At 42.8% G+C, this 18,010-nt stretch carries 3 protein-coding genes and 1 pseudogene; 1 reads left to right on the forward strand and 3 read right to left on the reverse strand.

Annotated features, from left to right (window positions below; translation table 11 throughout):
* Positions 1–92: 92 nt before the first annotated feature.
* The 3 genes from SORDD05_RS05445 to SORDD05_RS05455 form a co-directional block, all read right to left on the reverse strand.
* Positions 93–8,324 (reverse strand): SIALI-17 repeat-containing surface protein, encoded by an 8,232-nt coding sequence (locus SORDD05_RS05445; protein ID WP_061417583.1) that lies wholly within the window; start codon positions 8,322–8,324, stop codon positions 93–95.
* A gap of 172 nt (positions 8,325–8,496) precedes the next feature.
* Positions 8,497–14,937, reverse strand: coding sequence for a SpGH101 family endo-alpha-N-acetylgalactosaminidase (locus SORDD05_RS05450; protein ID WP_081102456.1), 6,441 nt, complete (start codon positions 14,935–14,937; stop codon positions 8,497–8,499).
* A 283-nt stretch (positions 14,938–15,220) separates the two neighbouring features.
* Positions 15,221–17,203 (reverse strand): peptide ABC transporter substrate-binding protein, encoded by a 1,983-nt coding sequence (locus SORDD05_RS05455; RefSeq protein ID WP_061417585.1) that lies wholly within the window; start codon positions 17,201–17,203, stop codon positions 15,221–15,223.
* A 92-nt stretch (positions 17,204–17,295) separates the two neighbouring features.
* Here SORDD05_RS05455 and SORDD05_RS05460 point away from each other — a divergent pair.
* A pseudogene (locus SORDD05_RS05460) lies at positions 17,296–17,715 on the forward strand (transposase); the annotation flags it as partial.
* Positions 17,716–18,010: the final 295 nt, after the last annotated feature.

Consider the following 18,010-nt stretch of genomic DNA (forward strand, 5'->3'; position numbering starts at 1 on the left):
TGATAGTTTCTCTAACTATTATAGAGGTTATGGAGCTGTCTTTTCACTTTCTCTTGATGCTAAAATTTGTCAAAAGCAAAGGTAATCAGAAGCTATTCCTTTTTCCCTTTCGCGATAAAGAGAGCAGATAGGGCTAGACTTACGCCTGCTAGGAAGAGAGCCGTGTCAGATTTGCTTTCACCTGTTGCCGGAAGCTCCTTCTGATCATCATGTTTAACTTCTGGAGTCTTAGTATCAGCGAGTGGACTTAAGTTCAATTTGTACTCTGGTTTTTCAACTGTCGGTGCTGGTTGGTCTCCTGCTGTACCAAGTGGACCTGTGTACTCTGGTACTTCATGTACTGCTGCTTCTACCGCGTTCACACCACCTGTAAAGTCCAGTTTCTCGACCGTCAGTGCTGGTTGATCTCCTGCTGTACCAAGTGGACCTGTGTACTCTGGAAGCTCATGTACCAAGGCTTCAACTGCATTGACACCACCCTGGAACTCAGGTTTTTCTACTGTTGGAGCAGCTTGGTCACCCACTGTTGCTACTGGGCCTGTGTACTCTGGTACTTCATGTACCAAGGCCTCAGCTGCATTGACACCACCTGTGAATTCAGGAATCTCAAGAACGGGTGCTGGTTCATCACCCTTGCTTGATTGAACAGATTCTTCTGTCAATTCTTGATAGAAGCTCGCCAATTCATAAAACTCAGCCTTGCCACCTTCCCAGACTAATTTGACGTCTAGAAGAGAGCCACCATTTCGGATAGCAAAGGTTTGGAGACTAGATGTAATGGCACCGAGGTCTGTCCAACTGTCTTGACCATCCTTGAGTGTTCTAGCAAGAACACGTGCTTTCGCTCCTTCAGGAAGACTGGAAACGAGACGAAGGTGGTTGGCATTGGTTGGCTCAGATAAGTGATACACCAATTCGCCCTTGTCTTTTTCAGACTTGTAGCTGGTCAAGACTTTGCCGTCTACAAGGTTGTTGTAGAGATTACCTTGGCTTTCGCCACCATTTCCTTCTACAGTTGGATCATTGATTGGTTTGACAAATTCGCCATCGTTGATGACCAATTCTGTAAAGCCTACAAAACGAGCATCATAGTCTGCAGTATAGAGAACACGGAGATAGTTGGCTTTGACTGGTGTCGTCAATTCACCTTCGATGTAACGATTTCCTGGCATCTTAGAATCATGTGTCCAACCATCTGTCAGAGAATCATCGTGTTGGCTATTGGCTACACCATCTCCTACTGTCACGACATCTGTCCAAGTTTTACCATCTTGGCTGACTTGGATCTTGCCATCACGAAGGTAGTTTTGAGTTCCGTCTTGGATGTAGGCTCTAATCTTCTTGATAGTGCGTTCGCTACCAAGTTTCAAGGTCACATGACCATCTTTATGGGCATAGTCTGAAAACTCAACGAAGTTGTTGTAAACACCGTCAAATAGTTGATCTAGGTTGTTCAGTTTACGAACATCATTGCTGCCGTATGTTGGATGAATGCCCATAGTTGTAGATTCTAGTTTGGTTGGTTGCACTTCTTTGGTTGTCACAAGGAGAGAAGTGGCTGTGACAGCTTGTTCCTGATCTGTTTTGTTGACCAGACGCACATAACGTACTAAGTGGGTTGCCACAGATCTGTCTGTCAACTGGCTGGCTGGTGTCCATTCTTGTGCATTTGCAGAATACTCTAGGCTAAGAGCAGGGTTGGCTTGGCCTTTGAGCTGGATGCTCTTGATCTGATGGATACGGTCAAGCTTCATACCTAGATAGCTATGAGCAGGGAGTTTGGTTCCAGCTGGAATTTGAAGTTCGTAACTGCCTAAGCTATCCACTACTGGTGTTTCCTTCAAGGCGTCGACGTTGGTGTCTGTTAACTCACTGTTTCCAGAGCGTGTCTCAACAGAGAAGTCCTGAATACGCCACCAGAGGTCGAGGGCCTTGGTATTGCGTACTCGGATGTAACGAGCATTGATCGCTCTGGTCACTTCCTTGGTTTGTTCTCCTGATAGGCGATCCAACTCTTGCCATGCAGTTCCATCTGTAGAGTACTCAAGTACACCTGTGGCAAGCTTATCACCCGTTCCTTGGCGAAGTCGTACTTTAGTGACTGACTTGACTTCACCGAGGTCAAGTTGTGCCCAGGCATCTACTGGTGTCGTATTGCTACCGTCAGCATTTGCCATCATGGCTTCTGTATTGTCCTTGCCATCAGTGATTTGACGGGCTGAGGTATTTAGTTTGTAAACTAAGTTTGAGCTTAGACTAACTGTCGTTGCTTGCTGGCTACGAGCTTTTTCAACTGACCGGTTAACTGCAATTTCCTGAACTGCAAACCAAGTGTTCTCGCGATCTGCTGTCGCAATCATGCGAACTGCCTTGGCCTTGATATTGAGATTTTCAAACTTAAGAAGGGATTCATTTCCGACATAGCTTGGCTCTTTCAAGGTTACCCAGTTGTCATTTTCATCTTGATACTGTACTTCTGCCTTACTAAAGGTATCACGTGGATTTGCCTGCGTTCCCATTGCAAAGGTCAAGGTTTGAATCGCTACTGGTTTGTTGAACTTCATACCAATATAATCACCTGTCTTGATGCTATTTGGTGATTTAATAATCGCATGAGTTGCCAAATCGCCATCCGTTACTTCTGCCAAGCCACCCTCTACACCTGTTCGATTGGTGATAAAGGTACTGATGATTTGATCTGGATGCAAGACTTTTTGAACTTCAGACGCCAAAACTTCTTTCAAGGATAGGATAAATGGACGAATATGTTGAACACCCAATTCAGCTTTTTCCATATGGTCTACATAATGGAAGGTATGAGTTTGAGACTGTTCGTAGAACTTCAAGCCTTTATAGTAGCTATCCCAAAGTTTGGCTGCATCGTTGGTAGCCATGGCTTCAGTTCCTGTAAGGAAGGCATCGAGAGCATTCATTTGATCGATTGCATTATCCAACCAATAGTGGATTTGGGCAACCATTTTTTTATCACCTGATGCTTTATAGAGCTCAGCAGCTTCTTTAATCTTGGCAAATTCAGCTCGCAAGGCTGCACGCTCTGCAGTCACATCCTGACCTGCTTTGAGCTTGGTCATGAAGTCTGTCAATTTTGGAGCCAAGTCTACAGATTCTTCTAGTTTGACGACACGATTATCCATGTTTTGGTTGATCATGTGCTTACCAAGTTCGCGGAAGGCTGCTGATACCTTGCTATCTTCAAAATGACCATTTTCTACAAAGTTGAAGGCAATATCATTGATTTTCTTAGCTTCTTCTTCTGATTTCCACTGTTTCCATGAGTATTGAGCTCCTGAAAAGAGGGCAATCTTAGATGGTTCAGACTGTTGCATTGGGTTCAACATGATACCAGATAGCAAGCTTGGATCCACATTTGGATGAAGGAATTTCTCACCACCACCTAGAATCAAGTGTTGTTTAGAGTTATCTGTTACCGGCCAGTTAATCCAAAGTGAAACTGGGCGATAGGTCTTGCCACCTGCGGATAGATTGTTCTTGAGAGTTGAAAGGAAGCTTTCAGAAACTTCACCCCAAATCTTACCACCCGTCAAGGTCATGGATGTTGAACTCGGGAGATTTTCATTGAGGGATTTCAACTCATCTTCACGTCCATTACCCCAATACTGTCCAGGAACAAAGATCATTTCTTTACGAAGACCGCTGTAAGTTCCCTGCATTTCAGTCAACCAATCCGTCATGTCTTTCATCAAGCGGTTGTAGCTATTGTAGCCTCCAACTGGGCTCGGTGCATCATCTGCTAGGATACCAAATTCACGGACACCCACTTTCATCAACTGGGTAAATTTAGCCTTGATGGTTGCCAAATCTTCTTGGTAATGCGCTTCATTGCCAAAGCGGATGCGGTTGTTCATGAATGGATGGATGGTCCAGACATAGCGGGTTTTACTTTGATTTCCGACACGAGCAAGTTCACGGATTTCAGCTAGTTTTTCTTCTGGATAGAGTTCACGCCATTTCTTGTTGTGGTATGGATCATCTTTTGGTGCAAAGAAGTATTGGTTCAATTTCAAATCGCCACCAAAACGCATGAGCTCTACACGATCTGCGTTAGACCATGGATTTCCATAGTAACCTTCGATGAAACCACGGTTCTTGAGCTCTGCGTAATCTTCTACTGTCACATTGCGAAGAACTGGTACTTGGCTTTCCTTAAGCATGTGTTTCAAAGTTGTCAAGCCATAGAAGACCGCATCTGTATCTTTCCCGACGATGGAAATCGAATTATCCTTAATTGTCAAGGCATAGGCGTCAATCTTGTCAAAGAGACCGGCTGAAACCTTGGACAAGTTTTGTTCTGCTTGTGAACCTTGTCCATGTACTCCAAGATAGATATTGGTTGCACCAGCAACTGCAGATTTACCAGTTGTATAAGATACTTGATTATCCTGCAAGACACTCTTCAAGCGATTGCGAGTATAGATGTCGAGTTGATCGCCCATAACCAGATTGACTTGCTTACGAAGGGCTGTAACACCTTCGCCATAGGTCACTTTTTGTGGCGTTGGGAAGACCTTGTACTCTTTCTTGAGATAGTCTGCGCTCTTGCTAGCAGCTGCAATGCTATCTTCGCTAGCTGGTTTACTTGCTGTGAATTGATCTGCCAATTCAACTGTTCCATCACCGGTTTGGTCTACTTTTGGTTTTTCTGGAGTAGTTGGTTTTTCTGGTTGACTTGGTGCAGGCGTTTCTTGCTCTTCTTTGACAGGTTTCAATAGATGAACTTCAGCTGCACTTGCAAAACCACCAACGCCTTCCAATACTTTCAACTCAATCTTGTTGGTATGTACCGCCGCAAAGTTGACTGTTTTTTCTTGGGCATTGTTGTCCCAGTTTCCTTCTGAAACCTTGACCATTTGGCCATCTTTTTGTGCGTAGATTTCGTAGCGAGTAACGACACCATTTCCACCACCTGGACGTGGGAGATAAGTCAAGCCATTGACTTTTTCTGCTTCTTTCAAGGTCATAGTAAGAGTGTATGGCGCAGTGTCACCAGTCCACTTAGTATGCCAGAAGGTATTTGGATCATTGTCAAAGGCCTTTTCAACAGCGCCTTCAGTCGCGTTCCCTGGAAGTTGCTGACTGCTTGCGGTTGCAGTAATCTTATCATTTGCAATCAAACGAGGATTTACAAATGGTTTATCTGACAACTCTGCACTATGCAAGATTCCTTTGAAACCACCGATGCTTTCAAGCGGTAGTACCAAGCTATTGTGGGCAAAGCGAGGGTGAGCTGGATTTGTGATACGCTCAATCTTTTCACCATCTACATAGACTTCGGTTGACTGTGGTTTGGTTACGATGGAGATTTGATAACGTTTGTTCTTTTCAAGTTTTTTATTGAATTGAATATGGAACTGTTCAAATTGATAAGCAAGGTAGCCATCTTTATCAGCTAGATAGATACGGTTGTCCCCACTTGTTGAGAAGGTTTGTTCACCGTCTCCAGTGACAGTTACATCAAACTTCAAGACATGACTTGGACCAACATCACCTGCCAAGCCTTCGATACTGCTGTCTTTCTCAAAAGCCAATCCCTGCTCGCTTGTCTTCACTTTCTTGCTCGCATAGTTCTTGACTGTTTCAGGATTGATGGTAAACAAGTCGCTTTGATCAATCTCTTTATCAGGATTTGACTGTGGCGCATAAGGGCTCGTTGGTAGGGTGCGTTCTGCAAAGGTCGCAGCTGCACGGTCAGATCCCCAAGTGCGCTCTGCAGTGGTTTGCATGCTCTTGAAGAAGCGTTTGAAGATGTCATAAGAGGTCAAACCTGTCTCATGAAGGTCGATATTGTCATTCCAAACTGCGTGCCCACCACCAAGGATACTTGGATGAGAAGCTGGTAGAAGTGGACCGCCACCTGTTCTAAAATCATTCGGTGTCCAGCTATTGTACTGACGTTCGTAGTTTGCATAGTCCCCGTAGGCTGCTTGACTATTGCTTCCACTTGGCACACTATAGGTCGGTACATCCGTGATGTTGATAATCTTAGCTCCCTGAGCAATGGCTTCATTTGGTCGTTGCCAGCTAATACTCCAGATATCAACTTCTACTCCGTTCCAATCAACAGGAGTGTTCCCACGTTTCGCACTGAGTGAGCCCCAGATTCGAGGGGTATAGCCTTTTCCTTTAATGTATTTGATAAGGTCATTGACATAGCGACGATAGCTTTCTCTGCTGCCATAGTATTCATCCGTTCCGATATGAACAGTGGACACGCCATGAAGCGGTGCATCTGGACCATCGAGGAGTTTGTCATAAACTGATTTGACAAATTTAAGAGTTTCTTCGTACTTGTTATCCAAGTCTAGCATGGCTACGCGCTCAACATTGTGCTTGCCTGCATAATCGCTCAAACTACCTTGATACATGAGGTCTGGGCGAACTTTGACAAATGATAGTGCATGACCTGGTGTGTCAATTTCTGGCACTAGGTTGATATGCAAGGCCTTGGCAAGTTTAATCAGATTTTGCATTTCTTCCTTGGTATAATGCTCATCTGATGTCAATTTTTGGCCATTCTTACCGACAATGTCTGTCTCCACACGGAAACCAGTCTTGGCATGTTCAAGGACATACTTGAGTTCTTCCTCTTTAGAAAGATTCTTTCCTGCCAAGTGTTCCTTGAGAAAGATATAGTTATCATTAAGGTGCAACTGCAAGTCGTTCATCTTGTAGTAAGCCATGTTGAGCATGATGTCTACAAGGGTGTCGTAAGGGATAAATTTACGACCTGTATCTAGCATAAAGCCACGGTGGCTGAAACTTGGGAAATCACGAATTTCGCCATTTTGTAGGTCTGTTTCTCCCATTTGAAGAAGAGTCCGAGTGGCGTAAAAGGCTCCTGTGTTTGTGGCAGCTTCGATGGTAATCACATTATTTTGGATAGTGATGCCATACCCTTCCTTACCGTAACCCTTGTTTTCAACCTTTTTAAATTCGATTCGTTTTTGAGCTTGCTTGTCACCTGTTGCTAGTTCCAATCCACGGCTGGCAAGGTCTGACTGGTAGAAGGTTGCTGCCTGATCAAAGCCTGAATTTCCTGTCGCAAGAACTGTATCTGAAGTGATAGAAGATTGGCCTTCTTTCCCATACCATTGTTGAACAGCTGGTGCTACTTTTGGTTTGACACCCACACCTTCGTCCTGATGTAGGCCCTTGATGACTACTTCAAATTCCTTAGTGAAAGTATGACTGTCTCTGATTTGTTGGACCATGACCTTGACGCGTTGATCTGTCAAAGGCTTATAGATGTGATTTTGAAGGTCAATCACACCTTGCTTGTTGCTTCCGATAAGGCTAACTTTCCCTGGTAAAGTTGGTAAGACAAGAGACTGTCCGTCTTCTGCTACTGTTAGTTCGGTTACTTGGCGGATGTCCGTTACCTTACTATGGTCCGGAACGTTAGAATAAGCTCGAATTTCTTGGATTCCAACGTTTCTCCAGTTCATTGTTCCCGCTTGGTAATCATTGACCTCCAATTTGAGATACTTAGCTTTGATACTTTCAGCTAGATCTACTTTCTCATCTAAAACAGGTTCTCCTGTTTTGGTATGAGCGAGTTTCCATTGTTTTTCTCCATTAGCCCCCACATCTTCCTGACCTGCGTAGTAGAGACTCCAAGATTTGATATTTGGGTCATTTTGCCCATTACGAAGACGACGATCCCAGTCAATTTCCACATGCTTGATAAGGGTAGTTTTTGGAAGAGTTAATTCAAAAGTTGGTTTTACTGCATCTCTATCTGTAGCCCAACGGGTATTGTCATCTCCATCGATAGCCTTATCTGCAGTAAAGTTGGTCCCAGTCTCATGGTTGCTTGCCTGAGCAGTAGCACCCTCGAGATGGTTGACATCTTCTCTATCTTCGATTGTCTTTTCAGCTGGTTTTACTGCTGGTGTAGTGGTTTCCGCAGGTTGTTTGTCTGCCTTTGGTGTTTCAACCGGTTTCGGCGTTTCTGTTGGCTTGGGAGTTGCAGGATTTGTCTCTGGTTTTGCCTCTTCACTTGCTGCAGGATTGGTTCCCTCATCAGTCGATGGAGTTTCTTCATGACTTGCTTCTGTTGCAGCTTCTGCATCTGCTTTTTCAAGCGCAGCGGCTAAATCATCTGGTAGCTTATCCAGGGCTTGAACATGAGTGATACTTCCCTCTGTCTCTGAAGGCGCTGCTGTTTCTGCTGCCTGAACCATATTGGCTCCAAAGATACTAGCACCAATCATAACTGAGGCTGCACCAATTGCAAATTTGCGGATACTATAATGACAGCGTTTCTCAAAAAAGTGTTTGTCCATATTTCTCCTATTTCCTTTCATCCGCCTACGCTAGTAAGCGTTATCATTTCTCCTTTTAAAAAGGAGAGAACCAAGAGGTCCTCTCCAGGTGTTTGATTCATTTTCCGACTCTGACTCCCCTAGAAGTCCAAGTCACTTATCCAAACAATGTAGTTGTGGAATAAATAAATATCTATTCTTTTTTACTGTTAATAGCAAAGAGGGCGGCTGACAATGCTAGGCTGATTCCTGCTAGGAAGAGGGCTGTATCAGACTGGGCTTCTCCTGTTTCTGGGAGTGTCTTCTTGCTTTCTTCATTTTTCAGAGTATCTTTGATTTCTGATGTCTTTGTATCAGCTAGCGGAGCTGGTGTCAACTTATACTCTGGTTTCTCAACAGTTGGTGCTGGTTCATCACCTGCTGTACCTAGCGGGCCTGTGTACTCTGGTTTTTCATGTACAGCTGGCTCAACTCCATTGACGCCACCGGTGTATTCTGGAACTTCACTTACCAAAGCTTCAACCGCATTAACGCCGCCCTTGAACTCAGGGACTTTATGAGCAGCTGCTTCTGCCGCATTAACACCGCCTTTGAACTCTGGTACTTCATGTACAGCTGCTTCTGCTGCATTGACTCCTCCCTTGAACTCTGGTAGGTCATGAGCAGCTGCTTCTGCCGCATTAACACCGCCTTTGAATTCTGGTACTTCAAGAACTGGTGGTTGCTCTTCACCCTTACTGCTTGTCGGAGCATCAGGTTTCGGAGCGGAATCTTTTAATTGATTGAGATAATCTGCAAAGTATTTCACCATTCTTTCCGTCAAGAGATGGTTATCCGTCGCATATTTCATGCTTGCCTGAACACTAGCTACTTCCTCTTGATTTTCTTTATCTGTCAATTTTTGAGCCTTAGCTAAAGCTGCTTCATATCCTGACAAGTCAAGCGGTGTTTCTGCTACCTGCGGACGAGTAAAGATAAGTTCCGCTGCAGATTGGTATTTATCTCCACCGTCTCCGTATGTTTTGGTACCCGTAAGGACAATTTTCTTAGCCTTGATTGTCTTGCCAAAGTTAATGTCTTTGGGCTTATTATTATCAGGCCAGTCCGTCGCAGTGAAAGTGTGCTCCTTGCCAGACTCATCTGTGACAACCAGTTTTACATCACGCAAGTTACCATTTGAACCTGAACCACGTGGAACATAGCGAAGTCCTGTGATTTCAGTTGGCTCTTTCAAGACCATGATTGCAGGCTTGCCTACATCTCCACCATTCCAAGATGTATGCCATAGACTAGACACATTGCCATCAAAGGCATTCTCAAGACCTTCACCTGGTTGAGCTGGCGCATCCAAACTTTCAAAGTCTTCTGCTACCAAGGCTGTTTTCTTCTGAACCAAAGCATTCTTCAAGGCTTCAATCTTGGCAATCTCTGCACGCGCTTCTTCCACGCTAATGTCATCATCTGCCTGACTGAGGTTAAAGACCGCCTCTTTCAAAGCATCCATAGACTCTTTCGTATAGTTGGTCATGGCAACCGTTGGCAAGTAGTTCTTCAGAGCATTTTCTGTCAACATCTTACCTGTTAGCGTAATTTCTTCGATTTGAAGATTATCCATCATGAAGTCGTTATAACCTCGGAAGTTGGCATTTCCACCAGAATCACCACGAGTATTGCTTGCGTTTCCAGTTGAGTAGATACCTACCCAAGTATCGCCTGTTTCTGCACCTGTCACGAGGAAGGTTGCCTTCTTGGCTTTCTTAGAATCCGTCCAAGTATTTGGCAATTCATGCATTTCCAAGTTGCTTGCTTGACTACCACGACGACCTGACTGGAATTCTCCCTTACCGACGACAAAGGCATAGGTATTGTCTGAGCCTGCTTCGTATTCAAAGGTTACACGGTAGGTCTTACCAGCTTCAAATCGGAAGTTTTGTGGGATGGTTTGGTAAACCAAGTTACGACGGCTAACTAGTCCATTGGTCTTGAGTGACCAATTTCCATCGATAACATCATCAACTTTCTTACCGTTCCAACCACGTTGTGTATATGGATCATGCTTTTCAGACAAGTGAGTGCGGTTGTCTTCAACACCTTCGACACCACCCACTACGAATGGGAAGATCCCCTGAGCTACATTTTCAAAGTCTTGTTTGAAGGTGTCTTTACCTGTATCATGGTTTTCTCCGTACATGCTTGAATTATTTTCAAAGGTACGAATTTCATCAAAGTAAGTTGCTTCATCACCAGCTTCACGACTCAAAGTAAGAGTAACATTTGAGACGTCCGATCCAGTTGTAAAGAAGGCATACATGTTTTGGAAGTAACTTGTATTGTCAACTGTAGCATTGTCACGTCGTGTATTGTGGGCGTAGGCCTTAACATAGTTGAGCGCGAGAGACTTATTGGTATAAGTAGTCACTTCTTTTTCACCAGTATTCACAGTGATACTTGCCTTAGCATTACTACGGTTATCGACACCTACATAAACAGCATACTTGGTATTTGGTTTCAAGCCAGTTAATTTCTGAGTGAGACTAACTTTTTCTTTGTTTCCTTGAATACGAAGCATATCATTTGCGCCTTGTGATTTGACAATTTCTGCCTTAGAAGCATCGCCTGAAATGGTCCAATGTTTCAAGGTACCGCTGTTAAATCCTTGGTCATAGATATGCATGCCTTCGCTCCATGACATTTCAGGATTGCTTTGTTTCGAACGATAGAGAACGTATGGTTGATTTGCGAGAAGATCTAGGGTAATCTTGCCGTCTTTCACAGTTAGTTCTTGCTCTTCTGTCTTCCCTTGGTCAGTTAGCTTGTAAAGGTAAACCTTGCTCTTGGCCCAATCGCTTGGAAGGGTCCAAGTTGTTGCACCGGCCTGCGTATTGAAGTAGTACATTTTTTCCTTATCAGTAGGAAGTTTCTTACCATTCGCATCCCAGTTCCAAGGAGTCAAATAAGCTGAACCATCTTGGATGACACGTCCGTTGAGCGTTACTGTACGTTCACGGTATAGTGGGCTATTGACATCATTTGACTTACGAGTTACAACTACTTTATTATTGTCAGCATCTACCAATTCCACTCGCATTTCTGGTGTCCATTTATAGGTGCTACCGTTGTCAGTCATGGTAACTGGTGTGCCATTTTCCCATTTACTTACAGTGAAGTGTTGGAAATACTTGGTCATGACATCATGAGCAAAGAGGTTAGTCACGTAGCCATTGTAGTCGCTCCGTCCTTGCCAGCCTTCAAAGTCTTTCATGCTGTAGCCACCTAGAAGTGGGTAGTCTGCAGCACCACCGTGACTTCTGTAGTCCCCTACCCAAGCATCTTTTTGGTGGTTACGGATAAAGCGCGTGATGGCACTGTTGATACCTTTGTTAGTGTAGCCACCATAGGTCAAGTCAGCTGCCCAGTGATGGAAGGTAGAGTCGTACTCACCACCATGGCCCCACTCAATCGCAAAGCGCCAGCCTTGTTTGTTGATCTCTTTAGCGAGAACGTGGGTAGCCCAGGCACCGTTATCACCTGATTGACCATTGCCCCATACGTCCACATAGATAAAGTCGAGACCATCACCAAGTTTTTTCTTCAAGTCTTCCCAGCGAGCCAAGCGTCCATGCGCCAAGTCATAAGCCGCATCAATGTTGATACCTTGGTCTAGCCAGTTCCAACCATAGCTGTAACTACCATCCGCATTCTTACGAAGAATTTTTTCATTAAAATACTTAGACTCCGGATAAGTTTCAGAGGCGTTAACGTGGATACCTAGATGAGCACCGTACTTCTTAGCCTTCTCAATCAGAGACTTAAAGTCTTCAACCCCGCCAATACGTTTTCCAATATCTGCATAGTTCAAGTGACCAGAGTCATGTCCTTCACTACCATAACCTTTAAGGAGAACTCCTTGACCAAGTCCATCCGTATGAAGGTTGATTTTTTTGATACCGTCTAAGGTCATGAGGAATGGATTTTGTGCCTGTGAACCAAAATTCATCGCGATACGGTAGGCAGTGATATCCTTAACTTTTTCCCAACCTTGAGGATTATTCATAATGCTACGATAAGCAATAGCTCCATCTTGCCAGTCGACTTTCTTGTCTCCATTGGCATCTTCAGTGATGACAACTTTGGCACTTGGAAGTTCCTTGGTGTATTCTGGGAATACAATCCCCTTATAAGCTTTTTCCCATTGCCATTCAGAACTATGAATCCCTACATAGTTAGCGCTTCCAATCGTCTCCTTGTAGGCAGTCAAACGTGTCCAATCATTCGAGCCACCACCATAGCTATTTTGAGAATTGCTCCAAACACCTGCGGCAAGCTTATCTGTAGAGACAAAGCCATACATGTAACCCTTAGCCAAATCTTTCATCGGATTGGTTACAGCGATATGATCATCCCCACTAACATGTGTATTGTTTGACATGGTCGCCCCGTCAAACTTAGCTCCAGTTTGATCACTTGAAACAGAAACTAAAGCATTGCCAAGAAAACTAATGGTCGAGAGCAATTTTCTCTCATCATCAATCTTTTGACCCGGGGTGACTTGATTGTGGTTGACAATCCTGGTCACATCAAAATGCAATTGATTATCCACAACTTGCAGACGAACGGTCATTTCCGCATTGATTAGATTAGCATCATCACGCAGTTTCATCAAATATTCTGCAGTTGTTTCGTTTATTTTCTTATAGGTAACTTCAGGTGTGACTGCATGTTTGTTGATCAAGATTTTCTTAATTTCTTGTACTTGACCTGGCAAGGTATGTCCATTCAAGCTATATTCCTTAACACGTGGAAAGGCTTGATCAATCACTGCTTTGAGAACTTTAGACTGGATAGTGTCATAAGTTATCTTGCTATCATCAACCTCAGCTCCCGTCTCTTTCTCAGCAGGAGTGTCCTCTGCTTTCACGCCATCTTGATTATCTGTTTTGACACTAACAACTGTACGCTCATTACCGTATGATCCTGCCTTAAGGAGGATTTTCTTCTCATTTTTAAGATGATCATTGACCGCCGCTGGCAGAGTCACTGTATCAAAGAGTTTGGTGTCATTGTTGGTTGCATTGAGCTGCCCATCTGACTTGAGAGTGATAGAAAGACGGTTTGTCGACCCCGTTTCAGGTGCTGCTACACGACCTCCCTTATACCAAGTGCTAGCAGTTGGAGATTTATACTCCCAGAACCAGCCATCCTTGTCATAACCGACAAAAACATTATTATTGGTATCTTTAAATTTCAGGAAGACACCAAAGCGTGATTTGCCCTTTTCAGAATCTTCTTTGAAGGTTAAATCGACAGTCGCATTTCCATTAGCATCAACGGTCAAGCCCTTCTTTTCAAACAGGGCTGGTTTGCCTGCGTTATCATTTTGATCAGTTGAGGATAATTGATTATAGCGAACACCCTTTTCTTCACGAACAGTGACTGTGCCCTGTTGCTCTTTTTTCGCTACCGTTTGCCATTCAGCTATCACTTTCTCAGGTGTTTCAGGTTTAGCAGCTGGTTTGTCCTCTTTTGGTTTGTCTTCGGCTGGTTTTTCTTTCTCTTCCAAGTCTGCAGGTTTGACACTTGAAATTCCCTTCATGTGATCTTGGATCCATTTCAATTGGGCAGGTGAGAAGAGAATGCCACCGCTTCGTTTTCCAACTACACCATTTTGATGAACTCCAATCAGTTTACCATCTGTATCAAAGATACCTCCACCACTCGCACCAGGTTTCCCTCCTTGATAACCAATTCCTTGAACACCTTCTCCGTACGATTCTGTAAAATCAACTGTTGTATTCACAGCTGGCGCCAATTTTCCTTCTGGATAACCAAAGACATGGAGTTTATCTCCGATTTTTTTGACAGCTGGTTTCTCACTTACTTCTACCGGAGCATTTTCAAGGACAGTAGACAATCTCACAAGCGCCAAATCATTCTTAAAACCCTTAAGATAACCGTCACGATCCCAATGGACGATGTCTTTTTTACTGAATTTTACATCAGATAAGCCTGGATAGGAGAAGCTATAGATTTCCCCATCTCCCTGATCATTGTCTACAACCTTACGAATATTGCCATCTTGACGATCCTTGATAAAGTTATGGGAAACTGTTAAAACAAGATTTTTTCCAATAACGATACCACTACCTTCACCCGATGGAGTCTTGATTTTAACGGTTGCTCCATAGTTTAATTCACCATTCTTTGTTTTAGCTACATCTTCTGGAACGAGATTCCCAGTATCTTTAGCTAATTGATCCTTGTCAACTTCTTTCCCTTTATCTTCAGCCTTGTCTAATTTGCCCTCTAAGCCTTCTGGTAACTTATCTGAACTAGCTGATTTTTCTTTTTCAAGTGCTAATAGTTCTTCTTCTGTCTTAGGTCCATCCGTAACTTCTGGAGAGCCTTGCTCTTCTCCTGCCTTAGGCGCTTCAAAATCACGCCCATCATTCTCTTTTGCTGTTGCAAGAGCAGTAGCTAAATCCGCTGGTAAATTCGCCGTGGAGCCAGACTGCACGCTATCTGCAAGAACTGTACTTGTCCCAAAGAATGCAGCCCCAATCATAACAGAAGCAACACCTAATGAAAATTTCCGAATACTATATTTACAACGTTTTTCAAATGATCCTTTGTTCATAAACTCCTAAATCCTTTCATTTTTGAGTAAGCGTTTACATTTCCTTTTTAAAAAATACTCCTTCCTCTGAAAGTGCAATGCTTAACCCCGATAAACAAAAAATAATTATACTTTTAATATAACAAATAATAACTAAGAAAGCAATAGGAAACAAGTAAAATTAACAAAAATTTTCTCTATTCTGACAAAAAGAGGCTCCAAATTTAGAATCTTTCTTTACAAATGTAAAAAAGGATTCAGCATTCAAGAGAAATACTAAATCCTTTCTTATATTCTGCAACAGTTATTTCACATGTTTTGCGAGATCTTCTTGAGCCTTTTTATTCGACTCTTCTTTTTCTTTCATCCATTTTTCTTGGGCTTTTTGGTATTCTTCTGTTGTTACTGGCTTATCTTGTACTTCTAGATATTTGTACAAAAGGGCTTCGCTCATACCTTTGTTACCTGAGTAAGCAAACGGAAGAGTAAATGGTACCATCTTAGACAACATTGGACGACCAGTTTGAGAAGTTGTTGGGATGATCAAGGCACTATCTGTCAACCAAGCTTGGGCAGCAGCATATTTTTCATAACGTTTTGAAACGTCAGTAGTTTCTTCCCCAGCTTCCACAACCATTTTTTCGTAGTCTTCCAAACCAACTTGCTTGGCAGCAGCGTTGTTGGTTCCATAATCAAATCCTAGGTAGGTCTTCGTGTTTTCTCCTACAGATGGCTTGATGATATCAAGATAGGTAGATGGATCCGCAAAGTCTGGAGACCAACCAACGTTATCTGAGATATCCCAGTCTTCACCAGCAGCAGTTTCGGCAAAGTAGGTAATATTTAGAACATCGTCTTTTTGAAGTTGTTGAATATCGACAACGATATTGTCTGTTCCTAAAGTAGCTTCGAGTGACTGTTTCAAGGATTGAACACGTTGAACTTTTGTTGTGTTTGTTTGGTCTACAGGCATATCCAAGTGAATAGGGAATTGCACCCCTTCTGCTTGAAGAGCTGTCTTAGCCTTGGCGAATTCTGCTTTGGCTTTTTCTGGATTGTAGAGACCATCTTGAGCATCATCCAAGTTCACGTTGCTCCACTCATCACCATAGGTCACCAACTTTTCTTTGACCAACTCACCAAAATTTTTCCCATCTGCTTGCACAAATGCTGGTGGGACAAACAAGTTACGAAGAAGTTTAGTTGCACCGCTTGCACCGTTTACTTGAGAAGCATAGGCAGTTCTATCAAAACCAAAAGCAAGAGCTTGACGGAAGTCTTTGTTTAAAAGAGCTTTCTTAGTTGATGTTTTTTGTTCATCAGCTGTCTTAGAAGTATATTGATAGGACTGACGGTCAATATTGATACCAACTAAAAAAGTTGCTGAGTCTTGTTGTGTATACACGATGTTGTCTTTAAAGTTTTTTTCAGTTTCTGGATAGCCAGCACTTGTTGGGAAGAGACGCGCCATTGTGAAGCTACCATCTTTAAAGGCTTCAGTTGGTTTGTTGGTATCCTGACCATCCCAGAATGACAATTTCACTTTGTCAATGTGAACATTGTCCTTATCCCAGTAGTTTGGATTTTTTTCAAATTCAACAGAAGATTTGGCGACGATCGACTTGAGCAAGAATGGTCCATTGTAAAGGATGCTACTCGGATCTGTCCCTTTGGCGAAATCATCCCCTTTAGAGTTCAAAAATTCTTCGTTAACTGGAGCCATTACACCCATCGTTGTCTTAGAGTTCCAGAAGCTTTCTGGCTTGTTCAATGTGTACTGAACTGTATAATCATCAAGGGCCTTGATTCCTACTTGTGAGAAATCTTTGATTTCCCCTTTTACATAGGCGTCCAATCCTTTGATCGATTCTTGGACAAGGTAAAGACCATCAGATTTTTTATCAGCAGCATATTTAAGTCCTGTTACAAAGTCTTGAGCTTTGACTGCCGCGTATTCTTCACCTTCAGAAGTATACCATTTTGCATCCTTACGGATAGTATAAGTGTAAGTCAATCCATCCTTGGATACAGACCAATCCTCAGCCATAGACGGCACAAAGTTTCCGTAACGGTCATTTTCTAGCAGACCATCAACCACGTTACTGGTAATATTTGCTGTAGCTGCTTTATTGGTTGTCAAATAGTTTAGGTTATCAGGATCCGTCTCATAAATGTATGAGAATGTCTTCTCCCCTTTAGCGCTCGAACCTGATCCAGAACATGCAGCTAAAGTAGTCGCTGCCAATAATGTCACGCCCGCAAGGGCAAATAGTTTTGAACTTTTCATCATTTTCTCCTTTAAAACTTTCTATCTATTATAGAACCTTTTCAGAAAGATGTCAACAGAATTTTCAGAATTTTTGGGTTAGTTTGGTATATTCTGAAAAGCGATTTTATAGACCTACTTTTCGCATGCACTTGACGAATAAAAAGATTCTTGACAAGCTCTTAAGCTATTCCGAAGACTTGAAACACCACTATAATCTTTATCAGCTCTTGCTTTCTCACTTTCAGAATAAGGAACCGAAGAATTTTTTCGGACTTATTGAGGACAATCTAAAGCAGATTCATCCTCTTTTTCAGACTGTCTTTAAAACCTTCCTCAAGGATAAAGAGAAAATCGTCAACGCCCTTCAATTAGCTTATTCCAACGCCAAATTAGAAGCGACTAATAATCTCATTAAACTCATCAAACGCAATGCTTTTGGTTTTCGAAACTTTGAAAACTTCAAAAAAAGGATTTTCATCGCTTTGAACATCAAAAAAGAAAGGACGAAATTCGTCCTTTCTAGATCTTAGCCGACTTCAATCCACTACAGTTGACAAAGAGCCCACAAAACAAGTAGAAAAACATAGAGATACAAAATCATTATACATCGAAAGGTAAACCACTGATAATAACTGAACGTTAATTCATTGAGCGATGGAAATCAGGGGAGAAATCTCATCGTTACATTACTGGATTCTTTTTGGGGAAAAGCTTGCTTTCTATCCCTAACTAATCAAAAAAGCAGATATGAGGTTATTCGTTAGCTGATCAACCAAAAAGCAATCAAGCTGTCAATGAATCCCTGTTAAGAATCCTACAGAAGCG

Origin of the sequence: Streptococcus oralis, assembly GCF_001578705.1 — a bacterium.
Taxonomy (GTDB): Bacteria; Bacillota; Bacilli; order Lactobacillales; family Streptococcaceae; genus Streptococcus; species Streptococcus oralis_J.

Excerpts from the sequence above, each read along its gene's own strand:
- SORDD05_RS05445 (WP_061417583.1), bottom strand. The coding sequence starts at position 8,324 with ATGGACAAACACTTTTTTGAGAAACGCTGTCATTATAGTATCCGCAAA.
- SORDD05_RS05450 (WP_081102456.1), bottom strand. The coding sequence starts at position 14,937 with ATGAACAAAGGATCATTTGAAAAACGTTGTAAATATAGTATTCGGAAA.
- SORDD05_RS05455 (WP_061417585.1), bottom strand. The coding sequence starts at position 17,203 with ATGAAAAGTTCAAAACTATTTGCCCTTGCGGGCGTGACATTATTGGCA.